Source organism: Streptomyces pyxinicus, assembly GCF_024753135.1.
GTDB classification, from domain to species: Bacteria; Actinomycetota; Actinomycetes; order Streptomycetales; family Streptomycetaceae; genus Streptomyces; species Streptomyces pyxinicus.
Map to the genome: position 1 here is coordinate 177,931 of NZ_JANUGP010000008.1, position 13,278 is coordinate 191,208.

The window sequence follows — 13,278 nt, forward strand, 5'->3', positions numbered from 1 at the left end:
CGCTTCCAGGTGGCATGGACCACACGGGCGCCCCGATCCGGGCGGGACCGTGCGCTGAGTACGGGTACGCATGCGCGCCGGGACGCCGCCTGGAAGTCTCCGCGGCGTGATCACCGACAGAGGGGCGCTTACCGCCCTGCGTCTCTTCCTGGTCCGGGCGGCCATGGCGGCCGTGGGTCCGGTGTTCGGCTTCGTGCCGGCGGGGGCGGCCTGGGGCGGTGGAGCCGGCGCGACGGTGCCGGTCTTCGCCTTGGGCGTGCCCCTCATGGTGGGTCTGCTGGCCCTGGCGGGCCTGCCGGCACGGACCGTGGTGCCGTGGTGTGACTCCGGGCCGCGGCGACTGGGCCGGGCGGTACTGGTCTTCGTCCTCGGCACGCTCGGCGTCCTGGCGGGTCTGGCCGCCTGCGCCGCGGACGTCAGCCTGGGCAGCGCCGGCACCCGGATCGCGCTGACGGGAGTGCCGTACGCCGTGGCCGCGGCGATCCTGGTGCCGAGCCGGTGGGTGCGGCTGGGGGCGCCGGCCGTGCTGGCGGCCGGGGTGGCCTACGGCGGTTTCGTCGGCCCGGCGCAGGCACGGCAGCGTCAGCACGAGGCGGAGATCGCCCGGTACCGGGAGAAGCCGGACCTGCTGTACCTGGGCACCGCGCCGCGGGGCATGCGGCTGACCCGCGCCCAGGCGGCCCCGCCTCCTTCGCCGTCAGCTACAGCCCCGTCCGGGACGGATACGAGCCCGGCTACGTGGGCCTCGTCGTGCGGGAGCCGCTCACGCCGGTCCCGCGCTGCCCCGAGCCCGCGACGAAGGGCGAGACCTGCACGGCGGACGCGCACGGCGAGACCGTCACGATCCATGACGTCGGCGGCGGCCTCCGCGAGGTCACGATCACCCGCCGCCACGGGAAGGTGGAGGCCGAGGCCAGCAGCCAGACCCTCGGCGAACCCGGGCTACGCCGCCTCCTGGACACGCTGCACCCTGTGTCGGACAGGGAGTTGGAGGGGCTGATGCGGGAGAAGACGATCGAGCACACCCCCTGACACGGCCCCGATGCATGCGAGCCCCCCAACGGGTGGCCGGACTCAGTCGCCGGACTCGGGGTATCCGACCTGAGCGGCACTCAGATTCCGAACGACCCGAGGAGGCGTCCATGCCGCTCACCTTCCGCAAGAGCTTCCGGATCCTGCCCGGCGTGCGGCTGAACATCAACCGGCACTCCTGGTCCATCACCACCGGCGGCAAGAACGGCCCCCGGCACACGCACAGCAGCACCGGACGTCGTACGACATCGATGGATCTGCCCGGACCTTTCGGGTGGCGTCGTACCCATTCGGGCAAAAACCGCTGACAGGCCCTCATCCGGCCGGTACGCGACCGTCACCCGAATGGACCCCCCAGGAGGCGCCATCTCATATCTGAGATAGCCTCAACCTCATGTCAGACGACTACCTCGTACGCATCGGCAAGCTCATCCGTGACGCCCGGCAGCACCGGGGCTGGACCCAGACCCAGCTCGCGGAGGCGCTCGGCACCAGCCAGAGCGCGGTCAACCGCATCGAGCGCGGCAACCAGAACATCAGCCTTGAGATGATCGCCCGCATCGGTGAGGCCCTGGACAGCGAGATCGTGTCGCTGGGCTACGCGGGTCCGATGCATCTGCGTGTGGTCGGCGGCCGCCGGCTGTCCGGTGCCATCGACGTCAAGACCAGCAAGAACGCCTGTGTGGCCCTGTTGTGCGGCTCGCTGCTCAACAAGGGCCGCACGGTGCTGCGGCGGGTGGCGCGGATCGAGGAGGTGTACCGCCTTCTGGAGGTGCTGAACTCCATCGGCGTGCGCACCCGCTGGATCAACGACGGGGTCGACCTGGAGCTGGTGCCGCCGGCCGAGCTGGAGATGGCGGCGATCGACGCGGAGGCGGCCGTCCGCACCCGCTCCATCATCATGTTCCTCGGCCCTCTGCTGCACCGTATGGACGCGTTCAAGCTGCCGTACGCCGGCGGCTGCGACCTCGGCACCCGGACCATCGAGCCGCACATGATCGCGCTGCGCCGCTTCGGCCTGGACATCGCGGCCACCGAGGGCCAGTACCACGCCCGGGTCGACCGCACGGTCCGCCCCGACCGCCCGATCGTGCTGACCGAGCGCGGCGACACCGTGACCGAGAACGCGCTGCTGGCCGCCGCCCGGCACGACGGCGTGACGGTCATCCGCAACGCCTCCTCCAACTACATGGTCCAGGACCTGTGCTTCTTCCTGGAGGCGCTCGGCGTCAGGGTGGAGGGCATCGGCACCACCACGCTGACCGTCCACGGCGTGCCGAACATCGACGTCGACGTCGACTACTCCCCCTCCGAGGACCCGGTCGAGGCGATGAGCCTGCTGGCCGCCGCGGTCGTCACCGAGTCGGAGCTGACGGTCCGCCGCGTCCCCATCGAGTTCCTGGAGATCGAGCTGGCGGTCCTGGAGGAGATGGGCCTCGACCACGACCGCTCCCCCGAGTACTTCGCGGACAACGGCCGCACCCGCCTGGTCGACCTGACCGTCCGCCCCTCCAAGCTCGAAGCCCCGATCGACAAGATCCACCCGATGCCCTTCCCGGGCCTCAACATCGACAACGTGCCGTTCTTCGCGGCCATCGCGGCGGTCGCCTCCGGCCAGACCCTGATCCACGACTGGGTCTACGACAACCGCGCGATCTACCTCACCGACCTCAACCGCCTCGGCGGCCGCCTCCAACTCCTCGACCCCCACCGCGTCCTGGTCGAGGGCCCCACCCGCTGGCGCGCCGCCGAGATGATGTGCCCACCCGCCCTCCGCCCCGCCGTGGTCGTCCTCCTGGCGATGATGGCGGCCGAGGGCACGTCGGTCCTGCGGAACGTGTATGTCATCAACCGGGGGTACGAGGATCTGGCGGAGCGGCTGAACTCTGTCGGGGCGCAGATCGAGATCTTTCGGGACATCTGACAGCCCTCAGCCGACGCGCCCCTGTACGGGCGCCCCGCTATGGGCCGTCCGGCGGCGGCAGGGCCAGCGCCCGGCGGGATGGTGCGGAGAGTTTGCGCATGGCGCGGCTGACGTGCTGTTCGACCGTGCGTGGGGAGAGGTGCAGGGTGTCGGCGATCTCGCGGTTGGTCAGGCCGTGGGCGGCGAGGTCGGCGACCTCGCGTTCGCGGGGGGAGAGTCCGGGGGCGTGCGGGGGGCGGCCGCGGCGGTGTTCCATGAGGCGGAGTGCGGCGCGTACCCGGGCGGTGTCCCAGGTGGCGCCGAGGTCGGCGAGGGTCCGTACGGCGGTCTCCAGGTCCTGGCGCGCGGCGGTCCGGTCGTCGGCGGACAGCGCGGCGCGGGCGGCGGCCTCGGTCGCCAGCGCGGCCAGGTACGGCCGGGGCAGGGTGGCGTAGCCGGCGGCCGAGGCCTGGTAGCGCCGCCGGGCTTCGGCGTGGTCGCCGGCCTCCGCCGCCAGGGCGGCCGCGCACCAGTGGGCGGCGGCCTCGGCGGCCGGGAGCGGCGGGCGGCGCAGCCCGCGGGCGAACTCGTCGGCCAGGGCCTCGGCTTCCGCCGGGCGGCCGGCGGCCAGCGCCGCGGTGACCGCCCAGGGCGCGACCTCGGCGGCCCAGGCCCAGATGCCCTTGCGGCGCAGCCGGGTCCAGGCGGTGTCGGCCAGGGCCCGGGCGGCTTCCGTGTCGCCCCGGGCGAGGGCGAGGCGGATCAGGAGGGCGGAGGCGGCCGAGGCGATCGGCACCAGCTGGGCGTCCAGCGTCGGGGCACCGGGGCCGAGGAGGCGGTCGGTGACCTGCTGCCACTCGCCTTGGGCCAAGGCGAGTGTGGCCAGCACCAGGTGGGCGTCGGTGCCGAGGACCGGGCTGTCCGGGACCTGGGCGACCAGTCCCTCGGCCCGCTCGGCCAGGCCCGTCCAGCGGCCGGTGAAGCAGTCGAGCAACAGGGCCGCGCTGCGGCCTGCCAGGGAGGTGGTCGAGTCGGTGTGCGGGCGGCCCGGGTGCGCCAGGCTCTGGTCCAGCCAGACACGGGCTTCCCGGTAGCGGCCCAGCCAGGTGGCCGCGTCGGCGGCGTTGGACAGGCCGCGCGCCCAGTGGTGGAGGTGCTCCGGTTCCCCGTCCGGGCCGGGTGCGGTGGCGAGATGACGGTCGGCGTGGGGCGCGCCGACGGTCAGCAGCAGGGAGACGCCGTTGGCCGCGACGGCCGCGTGCAGGGCGGGTTCCGCCACGGTGGCCGCCGCCGTCTCGGCCCGTTCCAGCCAGTTCAGGTGTTCGGCGAGGGTGGCGCCGGGCCAGTGCGGTATGGCCATGCCGGACAGCACCCGTGCTTCGAGCGCCGGCTGGCCGGACATTCCGCAGGCGGTCCGCTCCAGGTGCAGCCAGCCGTCCCGGTCGGGCGGCAGCGGGCCGCACAGCGCCAGCGTCAGTGAGATCCGGGCCTGTCCGCGTACCGCTCCCGGCAGGGCCGGATCGCCGGCGATCGAGGAGAACAGCCGCTGGGCGGTGGTGATCGGCAGGGCCGCCATCAGGGGAGCCATGGTCGCCGCGGCGAGCCGGGCCCTGGAGTGCACCGCCAGCCGCCGGTCGGCGAGGGTACGGCGCAGCAGCCGGTCGGCTTCGTCGGGGCGGCGCGCCTCGATGTGCTCGCCGATGGCGCGTTGGACGGCACGCAGCCGCCCGCGCTCCTGACCGCCGGCCTCCAGGTGCGCGGCGACGGACGGCCAGGGCGGCTGCCGTCGGCCGGTGAGCACCCGGGCCGCCGCGCGGTGCAGAACCGCGCGGCGGGGTCCCGGCAGTGCGGCGGCGACCGCGTCGGCGGCCAAGGGGACGGCGAACCCGTAGGCGTCCGGGCCGAGTTCCTGGAGGACGGCTGCCTCCAGGACGCGGACGAGCGCTTCCTGTCCCGCGGCCTCGGAGAGTCCGGCCATCTCCGCCAGCTCGGCGGCCGACGCCGGTCCGGCACCGGGCCCTGCCGCCGGGCCGCCCAGGATCGCGGCGGCCCAGACCAGGGGGCGGCACCGGACCGGAAGGGCGGCTGTCCGGGCGCGGACCAGTTCGGACAGGCGGGGCGGCGGTTCCAGGGCCGACACCGCACCGGAGGTGAGCGGTGGTCCGCCGGGTGCCGGTGGGTCGAGCATCTCCAGGACGTCCACGACGACTTGCGCCACGCCCCCGGTCATCCGGTGCAGGGGGACGACCAGTGCGGAGGAGAGCGCCGACGGGCCGAGGCGGGTCGCGGCCAGCCGTCGTACGCCCGCGAGGTCGAGCGGTTCCACCCGGTGACGCAGGACCGTGGTACCGGTCGGGGGGGTCAGCGGCCGTCCCAAGGGCAGCCCGGGCAGCGGGAGTTCCTCCGGGCGGTAGGCAAGCGCCAGCACCTGTGCGCGGCGCGCCGTGCGCACGGTCTCCCACAGCAGTCGCCGGGCCGCGTCTCCCGCCTCCTGGACGTCGTCCACGACGAGCAGTGCGGGCCGCGCGGCCGGGTCCTCGCCGGATGATCCGACAGGGCTCGCGGAACCGGCCGTCCCTCCTCTCCTCAGCCGTGCGGACGGCAGGTGTCCGGCGGCCGAGAGCGCGGCGCACTCCACACCGTCCGGTACGGCGGCGCGAAGGTGCCGCAGCAGACGGGACTTGCCCGTGCCGGCCGCGCCCTCGATCAGCAGCACCAGGGCGGCACCGTCCCCGGAGCCGAGGACTCGCCGTACCCGATCCACGACCTCGGACTCCTCCGGGGGGACCATCGCGCCTCTCCGGTCTCCGGCCCGAACCCGCTCCCGTTCAGGGCCGGTTCAGGGTTTCTTTGCGTATCCGTATTCCGGCCGTCCGCATTGCTCGGGCGTACGCCGGCGCAGCAGCCTAATGGCCGCCGGGAGGATCCATCCAGTCCCCGAACGAACCCCCCGGCCGGACATCCCGGTGCTCCCGCGCCGTCGGCCCCAGCGGCGGCACGCGGCGAGGACCGGACTGTCCGCACCGCACGGAAGACCGCCGCGGGAACCGGCCCGGCCACCCACCCGTCACGGTCGCTCCACCCCACCCCTACGCCCCCACCCGGCGCCCCGGTCTGCCCGCGCGCCGAGCTAAGGAAGCCACCGTGAAGTCACTCGAAGTCGTCCCCGCCCTCCTGACCTGCGCCGTCGTCGCCCTGTCGGCGAGTACGGGCACCGCGAGCGCCTACGACGACGCCCACGCCGCCAACTCCCCCACGGCCCGGACCCGTTCCGTCGCGCCCGCCGCCGCCGGCCCCTGCGCCTCGAACGCGCTGTCCGGCCGCGGCGTGCGAGGAGCGCGCTCTGCCGCCGAGGTCACGCGCCGGCTCGGCCCGCTGACCGACGAGCACCGGGCGGCGCGCGGCTACGTGGCCGGCAAGGGCGCCCTGGCCACGCCCGGCGCCTTCCGTGCGGGCGCGGGGGCGGCGGCGACGGCCATCCACCCCGCGCAGGGAACCGCGTTCAAGCAGTTGCAGGGCAGCGACGGCGCGTGCGCCACCCAGTCCGTCTCCACCCGGGTGCGGGTCCGGGACGCCGACACCACCATCTACACCCCGACCATGTATCCGGCGGGCGGCTCGTGCATCGAGCTGGTCACCGTCTACAACCAGGGCGAGGCGTCGGTGTCCGCCTGGGACTGGTGCCGCAGCGTCACCTTCAAGGCGTCGGTGCCCATCGACAGCAGCTTCCTCAACACCTACACCGACGGCTCCTCCAGCGCCTACACGGGCCGGGTGATCAAGACGTCCGCGACGAGCAACACCTGGGCCGCGGATCTGTACAACTACCGCACCCGCGGCTGGGACCGGCTGTACACCCAGTCGGGGACCACGCAGGCCCGCTACGACGGCTGGGACATCTACGAGCTGTACTCCACCGTCGGGGCCTCGGGGCGGTCCGGCTCCTGTGACGCCATGGCGGGTGTCACCTTCGAGTCCTCGAACATAGCGGTGCGCACCAACGGCGCCTGGACCGCGGCCTCCCCGGCCAACTCGGACACCGGGTACGACGCGCCGAACAGCGCCTTCTACTGCCCCACGCGCACCTACCGCATGGTGAACGCCTACGACCACTGGGTGGCCGTCGGCTGACGCACCGCTCCGCGCCGCCCCGCGCGTCCACCGCCGCGACGGCCGCGGTCTCGGCCGCCGAGACCGCGGCCGTAGCGGTCCGCCCGTACGTCCTCCCCCACTCTCCCCCGCTCTCCCTCACTCTCAGGGACGGTCATGACCCCCTTACCTCTTCCCGCGCCGACTCGTGCGGCGCGCCTGCGACGGGCTCTGACGGCGCTTCTCACCGGGCTGGCGCTGAGCGTGACCGCGGCCGTGCTCTCGCCCGCCGCCTCGGCACGGACGGCGGACATCGTGCGGGTTTCCAAGGACCTGGCGTACGCCCCCGCCCAGCCGGCCGGGTCCCAGGGACATCTGCTGGATCTCTACGTGCCGGCGTCCCCGGCCCCTGTCCCCCTGGTGATCTTCACCAGCGGCTCGGGCTGGATGGCGGACAGCGGGCGGCGCGGCGCCGACACGGTGGCCGCTCAGCTCAACTCCCATGGCTACGCCGTCGCCGGGGTGGCCGTCCGCTCCAGCGGCCAGGCCCGGTTCCCCGCCCAGTTGTACGACATCAAGGCCGCCGTCCGCTGGCTGCGCGCGAACGCCGGCACGTACCACCTGGACCCCCGTCGCATCGCGATCATGGGGGACTCCTCCGGCGGCTGGGTCACGACCATGGCAGCCGTGACCGGAGACATCCCGTGGCTGGAGGGTGACGTGGGGGTGCGCGGTCCCTCCAGCGCCGTCCAGGCGGCGATCCCCTTCTACGCGCCCACGGACTTCCTCGCGATGGACGCGCACATGCCGGACAACTGCGCGGTGTTCAACGCCGCGTTCGGGCTCACCGACTGCCACTCCGATCCCCGCTCACCCGAGTCGCGGCTGCTGGGATGCGCGATCACGGCATGCCCCGGCCGGGTCGCCGCGGCCAGTCCGCTCTCCTACATCGGCGGCCGGCCCGCACCGCCCTTCCTCCTCCTGCACGGTGAACCGGACGCCTTCGTCCCGTACCACCAGAGCCGTCTGCTCTTCGACGCGCTCGCCGCCGCGGGCGGTGCGGTACGCCTGATCTCCTTCCCCGGGGCGGGCCACGGCACCGCGTTCCGGATGCTCACCGACGACGCCACGCGCGCCGGCGCCCGGGAGGAGTCGGCAGGGAACGGGCACAGCACCCCGGCCCGTCCCGTCACGCCGACCTGGGAGACGATCACGGCGTTCCTCGACCGGCGGTTGGGCCACCACTCCTCCTCGGCCGCCGGCCCGGTCCGTCGCCAGGTGGTGTCACCAGAGGTCTCTCGCAACACGGTCTCCGTCGTGTGACCCTGGTGTCATGACCGATCACCGTGAGATCGCCATCGTCAGCTGGTCCGGTCAGGCCCCTGCGATCGAGGGCGGCCTGACCGCCTTGCTGGCGGCCTACCATCTGCGGACGGAGGCCGAGAAGGGCGAACCGGTCGCCGATGTGGACGGGCTGCCCGATCGCTACCGGGCAGAAGTCGCGGACCCCCGGGCCGCGTTCGCCGGCGATGTCGTGCTGGTGGCTCTCCTGGGAGACGCCGTTGTGGGCTGCCTGGTGGTGGCCTCTCCGGTCGACGGACAGTCGGAGATCAAGAGGCTCTGGACCGACCCCGGGTTCCGTGGCCGGGGCGTCGCGTCCGCCTTGCTCGGCGCCGCGCTCGCTCACGCCGCGGAGACGGGCGCGGACGCCGTCCGGCTCTCGGTGTGGGAGTGGCGAACCGGGGCCATCGCCCTGTACGAGCGGCTCGGGTTCACCGTCACCCGGTCATGGGACGAGCGGGACCGGCTGGTGTGCATGCGGCGCGCCGCCTGAGTGGTCACCGCCGGCCGGGCGGACGGGCGGTCCGCGATGAGTTTCCGGCGATGCGGTGATCGCTGAGGCGGCGAGGACGGCGCGGGGCGGGGCGGGGGTGGTCAGGGCTCGAAGTCGGTGGGTTCGCCGCGCAGTTCGGCGTCCCGGGCCAACAGCGCGGCCTGGACGCGGTTCTCGCAGTCCAGCTTCGTCAGGATGCGGCTGACGTAGGACTTGATCGTGCCCTCGCTCATGTGGATCCGGCGGCCGACGTCCGCGTTGGACAGTCCCTCACCGAGCAGGGCGAGTACGTCCCGCTCGCGCCCTGTCAGACGTTCGAGGAGAGCGCGGGCCCGTTCGGCACGGCGCACGGTGTCGTCGGCGGCCAGGAGGTCCACGACGCGGCGCGTGGTGGCGGGGGACAGGTAGGCCTGGCCGGCCGCGGCGGCCTGTACGGCACGGATCAGGTCCGGCGGCGCGGAGTCCTTGAGCAGGAACCCCGCGCCGCCCCCGGTCAGCGCGCGCAGCACATTCCGCTGCTCGCCGAACGTGGTGAGCATCAGGACGCGCACCTCGGGGACGGTGCGGCGCAGTTCGGCCAAGGCCGTCAGACCGTCCATGACGGGCATCTGGATGTCCAGGACGGCGACGTCCACCCGCAGTTCACGGGCCAGAGTCACCGCCTCGCGGCCGTCGGCCGCCTCGGCGACGACCTCGATGTCCGCGCACGAGGAGAGGATCATCCGGATTCCGGCCCGGATGAGCGGCTCGTCGTCGGCGACGAGGACCCTGATCACTGCTCCCCCGTAAGGTTCGGAAAGGCCCCGGTCGGGCCCGGAATGCTCACATTTTAACCTCGAAGGCCTTCTTCTCGATCAGGCGGCCGTCCTTGAAGCAGAACCGGAAGACCGGGGACTTGTTCCAGCGGCTTCCCGACTCCGTGGAGTTCAGGCTGAGGCACTTCGCTCCGGCCGGCTCGGGGGGCGCGCCCTTGTCCAGTCCGACGGTCAGGAACGAGTCCCCGTCCGGCAACCGCTCGCGCACCTCGGCCTCGGACGCGCCCACCCGCACCGCGTCGTACGCCCTCGGGCTGATCATGGCCTTGTCCGCCTCGCCGCTGAAGTAGACATAGACGACTGCGGCGATCCCCGCCAGCAGAATGGCCAGCACGGCCGTGCCACAGCCCAGGACCACACCGCTTCTCCGGCTGTTCTTGCGCATGATTCGGGTCACTTCCCTCGACATCTCGTCCCAGTCGCTGACCCCCTCACTCTCGCCGTGCGCGACCGTCGTGGGCTGCTCCCGGAAGTCGTCCGAGGGAGGGACGAAAGTCGCCGTCGCATCCTCCGGGAGGGCCGTGCCGCCGTTGCGGACGGGGGCGTAGGGCAGCACGGCGGCCACCCGGTGACCGCCGTCCGCGGTGGCCGTGGCGTTCACGATGCCGCCGACGAGCCGGGCCCGTTCCGTCAGTCCGGTGAGCCCCTGTCTTCCGCCCACCGCCCGCCGGGCCCCGTCCGAGTCCGGCCCCTGGTGTCCGGGACCGTTGACGACCGCCACCACCAGGGCATCCGGCTCGTAGCGCAGGTCCACGGTGATCGCGGCGCCGGGAGCGTGCTTGTGCGCGTTGGTCAGCCCTTCCTGGACGAGGCGGTACGCCGTGTGGTCCGCGGCCGGTGGGAGCGGGCGCGAGTCGCCGTACCGCCGCAGCACCACGGTGGCGCCGGCGTCCCGGGACGCCTTCACCAGCCGGTCGATGCCCGCCACCCCGCGCGCGGCCGTGCCGGCTCCCGGCTCGTCCGGGTGCGGCGGGGTGCCGGGGACGTCCGGTGCGGGGGGCTCCGGCGAGTCGTGGCGGCCGGGTGCTCCGGCCTCGTCCCGCAGCAGGCCCACCACCTCGCGCAGTTCGCGCATGGCGGCCACCGAGGCCTCCCGCAGCACACCCGCCGTCCGGCGATGGCGTTCGGTCGCCCGGCTGTCCACCTCCAGCGCGCCGGCCTGTACCGAGATCAGCACGAGTTGGTGGCCGAGACTGTCGTGCATGTCCTGGGCGATGCGCTGCCGCTCCCGGAGCCGGGCCTGGTCCGCGATCATCCCGCGCTCACGCAGAAGCTGGCCGTGGTACTCGCGAAGGGTGTCGGTCAGCGTACGCCGCTGCGACCAGTGGCGTCCGGCCAGACCGGGAGCGGCCACGACCGCGAGCAGGACGAGGACGCAGAACACGGCGTACGAGGAGGAGAAGCGCGGAAGCTGCTCGTACAGGCTGCCGGCCAGGTTGACGGCGCAGGCCGCGGCGAAGACACCCGCGGCTCGTCCGGGCCGGCCGACGCGCCGTCCGGCCGACCAGGAGGCGACGGGGAGCAGCACGGTGAGCCCCTCCAGGAACAGGCATCCCGACACGACCGCGAGCAGCACCGTCGCGGGCAGGAACCGGCGCAGGACGGACAGCGTCCCCGCGGCCAGTCCGACGGCCGCGGACCGGGCCGTTCCGCCGTCCGCCGAGAGTTCGAGCAGAAAGGCCGACAGACCGAGCCCCGAGGCCAGCAGCGCTTCACCCAGCACACGCCGGCCCGTCCACACACCCGGGGCGCGCAGCGCCGCGCCCACGCCGGTCAGCAGCCCGGACGCGGAAAGCGTCCGGCGGAGGGCGGGTCGGCCGGTCGGCGGTCCCGGGGTCGCGCGGTCTGTCGGAATCATCCCGCCAGGCTAGGCTCTGCGGCCCCGCACTCAACCGGCCGTCCGTCGTGACCCGCGACGACCGAAGTCGATGTCATGCGGGACCGCATACCACTCCCGCCCGATCCCTCTCCCTGCCCGATACCTCTCCCCGCCCGACACCTCTCCGTGCCCGGCCCGGACAGGATCGCTTCGACGGCCGTGTCGTCGATGGCCTTGTCGTCGACCGCGCTCAGTGCCTCGCCGTGCGCCCTGCTGACCGGGAACTCCGCCTCGGAGAGGCGTGAGTAGACGCGGGTCCAGGCGGTGTGGTCGTTGGTGCGCGCGAAGGTCAGCTCCGTGATGGCCGGGAAGCGGGTCTGGACCTGCCAGGTGACCTCGGCCACCGTTGAGATCGGCGGCAAGATCTTCGCCGACTGGAGCAACCTGGTCGACCTGATCGCCGGATTCGCCTCGGTGCTCTGCGTCATCGTCCACTACGCCCGCCACCGGACCACCCAGCATCTCGGCGTCCTGGGCCACGTCGTCGCCCCGGCGCTGGGCTGTGGTGTCACGGTCTACCTCCTCACCCGGCTCAGCGCGACGGCACTGACCATCGGAGGCTGCTGGCTCGCGATCGGCTTCGGTTACCTCCTCTGGCTCACCCGGGGCTTCCGGCGCCCCACTCCCGAATTGAGCACGGCGGAAGGCGTCGAAGACCGCGATGACCGAACCGGAACCCTCGGGCGGCGCGGCCTCCGCCGCGTTCACCTGCCCGCTCTCCCGCATCGGTCGGACGCGGACCTCGCGGTGTCGGCGAGCCGGCCGAGCCGCCGGCCGAACCCCTGCTGCCGCCGGCCTCCGAGCACAGCACGCGCGGCATCCTGGGCCGCGCGGTGGAGGCGGCCGGCGGCCGTTACACGGCACTGGTCCAGACGACGAACCCGCTGCTCGTCCACGGCGTGGACGGCAGACCGCCGGCGAGGGCCTTGCCGCGTACCGCGCGAAGGCGTATCCGGTCAGTCCCGAGGGGTGAACCGGCTCCCCGCGCCTTTCACTCGCCGACGCGACGGTCACCGCCGCCGGACGAGCGTTCACGTGCGGCACAGCCCTCGACGAGGAGTCGCAGTCCGAACTCGAAGTGCGCTTCGAAGTCGGGGTCGGTCAGCACCCGCATGGTGGCCGCGAGGTGCGGGTGGCCGCCGGTCAGTACGGCGTCACGCAGGCGCCGTAGTCCCTCGGTCTCGACGGCGTCGTCCGCTGCGGCCGCCTGTTCCTCCAGGGTGTGTCCGAGGACGAAGTTGACCACGGTCAGGAACACCCGGGCCGCGTCCTCGTCGCGGAAGCCGGCCGTGCGCAGGACACCGAGGACGGACTCGGCGAAGGCCAGCGTGTGGGGTCCGGTGGAGTGCGTGCCACCGAAGACCTTCGCGCCGTCACGGTGGGCGAGGAGGGCCTGGCGCATCATCCGGGCGAGCGCCTTGATCTGCTCGGTCCAGGGGGCGTCCGCCGGGGGCTTCGCGATGGGCGCCAGCATCCGCTCGGCCATCGCCGTGAGCAGGTCCTGCTTGGTCGCGAAGTGGCGGTAGAGCGCTCCCGCCCGCACGTCGAGCCCGTCGGCCACGCGCCGCATCGTGAGCGCTTCCAGCCCGACGTCGTCCAGGAGTGCCAGAGAGGTCTCGACGATGCCGGCCTGATCGATGCGGGCGGGACGGCCTCTGCCCGCGGTTGACGTGGAACCCATGACCCGCACTGTAGTGAACGACGTTCACGTGGACAAAGGTCACCC

The 13,278-nt window shown here is 73.3% G+C and carries 11 protein-coding genes; 6 read left to right on the forward strand and 5 right to left on the reverse strand.

Going from position 1 to position 13,278, the window contains the following annotated elements; genetic code table 11:
- The first annotated feature begins 738 nt into the window (after positions 1-738).
- From NX794_RS13610 to NX794_RS13620, 3 genes are all read left to right on the forward strand, one after another.
- Positions 739-1,032: a hypothetical protein gene (locus NX794_RS13610; RefSeq protein WP_258778749.1), complete on the forward strand. Its 294-nt coding sequence runs from the start codon at positions 739-741 to the stop codon at positions 1,030-1,032.
- A gap of 110 nt (positions 1,033-1,142) precedes the next feature.
- The gene (locus tag NX794_RS13615; RefSeq protein ID WP_258778750.1) at positions 1,143-1,340 is read left to right on the forward strand and encodes a DUF4236 domain-containing protein; all 198 of its coding nucleotides are present in this window, start codon (positions 1,143-1,145) and stop codon (positions 1,338-1,340) included.
- Between the two features lie 86 nt (positions 1,341-1,426).
- A complete protein-coding gene (locus tag NX794_RS13620; protein WP_258778751.1) occupies positions 1,427-2,956 on the forward strand; it encodes a helix-turn-helix domain-containing protein in 1,530 nt (509 codons plus the stop codon).
- 37 nt (positions 2,957-2,993) lie between these two features.
- On the opposite strand, the gene NX794_RS13625 is transcribed toward NX794_RS13620, so the two are convergent.
- Positions 2,994-5,726 (reverse strand): helix-turn-helix transcriptional regulator, encoded by a 2,733-nt coding sequence (locus tag NX794_RS13625; RefSeq protein WP_258778752.1) that lies wholly within the window; start codon positions 5,724-5,726, stop codon positions 2,994-2,996.
- Positions 5,727-6,079: 353 nt separating this feature from the next.
- Between NX794_RS13625 and NX794_RS13630 the strand changes: the two genes are divergently transcribed.
- The 3 genes from NX794_RS13630 (at position 6,080) to NX794_RS13640 (ending at position 8,858) form a co-directional block, all read left to right on the forward strand.
- Positions 6,080-7,066, forward strand: a complete 987-nt coding sequence (locus NX794_RS13630; RefSeq protein WP_258778753.1) for a hypothetical protein — start codon at positions 6,080-6,082, stop codon at positions 7,064-7,066.
- A 222-nt stretch (positions 7,067-7,288) separates the two neighbouring features.
- Positions 7,289-8,347, forward strand: coding sequence for an alpha/beta hydrolase (locus NX794_RS13635; RefSeq protein ID WP_258778754.1), 1,059 nt, complete (start codon positions 7,289-7,291; stop codon positions 8,345-8,347).
- 10 nt (positions 8,348-8,357) lie between these two features.
- Positions 8,358-8,858: a GNAT family N-acetyltransferase gene (locus NX794_RS13640; RefSeq protein WP_258778755.1), complete on the forward strand. Its 501-nt coding sequence runs from the start codon at positions 8,358-8,360 to the stop codon at positions 8,856-8,858.
- A gap of 101 nt (positions 8,859-8,959) precedes the next feature.
- On the opposite strand, the gene NX794_RS13645 is transcribed toward NX794_RS13640, so the two are convergent.
- The 4 genes from NX794_RS13645 to NX794_RS13660 form a co-directional block, all read right to left on the reverse strand.
- Positions 8,960-9,634 carry a response regulator transcription factor gene (locus NX794_RS13645; RefSeq protein WP_258778756.1) on the reverse strand — a complete coding sequence of 225 codons (675 nt, stop codon included), beginning with the start codon at positions 9,632-9,634 and terminating at the stop codon, positions 8,960-8,962.
- A gap of 46 nt (positions 9,635-9,680) precedes the next feature.
- A complete protein-coding gene (locus tag NX794_RS13650; protein ID WP_258778757.1) occupies positions 9,681-11,531 on the reverse strand; it encodes a sensor histidine kinase in 1,851 nt (616 codons plus the stop codon).
- Positions 11,528-11,980 carry a hypothetical protein gene (locus NX794_RS13655; RefSeq protein WP_258778758.1) on the reverse strand — a complete coding sequence of 151 codons (453 nt, stop codon included), beginning with the start codon at positions 11,978-11,980 and terminating at the stop codon, positions 11,528-11,530. The genes NX794_RS13650 and NX794_RS13655 overlap by 4 nt, the downstream gene beginning before the upstream one ends.
- Before the next feature lie 563 nt (positions 11,981-12,543).
- A complete protein-coding gene (locus NX794_RS13660; RefSeq protein WP_258778759.1) occupies positions 12,544-13,233 on the reverse strand; it encodes a TetR/AcrR family transcriptional regulator in 690 nt (229 codons plus the stop codon).
- Between the last annotated feature and the right edge of the window lie 45 nt (positions 13,234-13,278).

What these genes read in the sequence shown, in the direction of transcription:
- NX794_RS13625 (WP_258778752.1), bottom strand. Translation starts at nt 5,726, where the DNA reads ATGGTCCCCCCGGAGGAGTCCGAGGTCGTGGATCGGGTACGGCGAGTC.
- NX794_RS13655 (WP_258778758.1), bottom strand. Translation starts at nt 11,980, where the DNA reads ATGACGCAGAGCACCGAGGCGAATCCGGCGATCAGGTCGACCAGGTTG.
- NX794_RS13615 (WP_258778750.1), top strand. Translation starts at nt 1,143, where the DNA reads ATGCCGCTCACCTTCCGCAAGAGCTTCCGGATCCTGCCCGGCGTGCGG.
- NX794_RS13650 (WP_258778757.1), bottom strand. Translation starts at nt 11,531, where the DNA reads ATGATTCCGACAGACCGCGCGACCCCGGGACCGCCGACCGGCCGACCC.
- NX794_RS13640 (WP_258778755.1), top strand. Translation starts at nt 8,358, where the DNA reads ATGACCGATCACCGTGAGATCGCCATCGTCAGCTGGTCCGGTCAGGCC.
- NX794_RS13620 (WP_258778751.1), top strand. Translation starts at nt 1,427, where the DNA reads ATGTCAGACGACTACCTCGTACGCATCGGCAAGCTCATCCGTGACGCC.
- NX794_RS13660 (WP_258778759.1), bottom strand. Translation starts at nt 13,233, where the DNA reads ATGGGTTCCACGTCAACCGCGGGCAGAGGCCGTCCCGCCCGCATCGAT.